This window comes from Streptomyces botrytidirepellens (genome assembly GCF_003721215.1).
GTDB classification, from domain to species: Bacteria; Actinomycetota; Actinomycetes; order Streptomycetales; family Streptomycetaceae; genus Streptomyces; species Streptomyces himastatinicus.
Genome location: NZ_RIBZ01000396.1, coordinates 1 through 726, shown reverse-complemented (window position 1 = coordinate 726; position 726 = coordinate 1). Strand labels below are relative to the sequence as shown.

1 protein-coding gene is annotated in these 726 nt (G+C 71.9%); it reads right to left on the bottom strand.

The genetic code is table 11. The features are described 5' to 3' along the window. Nucleotides 1-726, bottom strand: a 726-nt coding sequence (locus tag EEJ42_RS31160) for an ATP-binding cassette domain-containing protein (RefSeq protein WP_148082065.1), incomplete at both ends; no start/stop codon positions are given.

Sequence of the window (726 nt, the reverse complement as noted above, 5' to 3'; positions counted from 1 at the left end):
CTCGCCGACCACCACGCCCGGCCCGAGTGACGCATGGCCCTCGTCCAGCGGGAGGCGGCCGAGGAGGGCGGCCAGCAGGGTGGACTTGCCGGAGCCGTTCGCTCCGGTCACCGCGATCCGGTCGGCCCAGTCGATCTGGAGGTCGACCGGGCCGAAGTGGAAGTCGCCGCGCTGTACCTCGGCCCCGCGCAGGGTCGCCACGACCGCGCCGGAGCGCGGTGCCGCGGCGATCTCCATCCGCAGTTCCCACTCCTTGCGCGGCTCTTCGACCACCTCCAGCCGGTCGATCAGCCGATCCGTCTGGCGCGCCTTGGCGGCCTGCTTCTCGGTGGACTCGACGCGGGCGTTCCGGGCGATCTTGTCGCCGTCGGGGGCCTTGCGGCGGGCGTTCTTGACGCCCTTCTCCATCCAGGCGCGCTGGGTCCGCGCCCGGGCCTCCAGGGAGGCGCGGGTGTCCGCGTACTCCTCGTAGCGTTCGCGGGCGTGGCGGCGGGCGGTCTCCCGCTCCTCCAGGTAGGCGGTGTAGCCGCCGCCGAACAGGTTCACCTGCTGCTGGGCCAAGTCGAGTTCGAGGACCTTGTCGACGGTACGGGCCAGGAACTCGCGGTCGTGGCTGACGAGCACCGTGCCCGCGCGCAGTCCCTTGACGAAGGTTTCGAGGCGCTGGAGGCCGTCGAGGTCGAGGTCGTTCGTCGGCTCGTCGAGCAGGAAGACGTCGTACCGGCT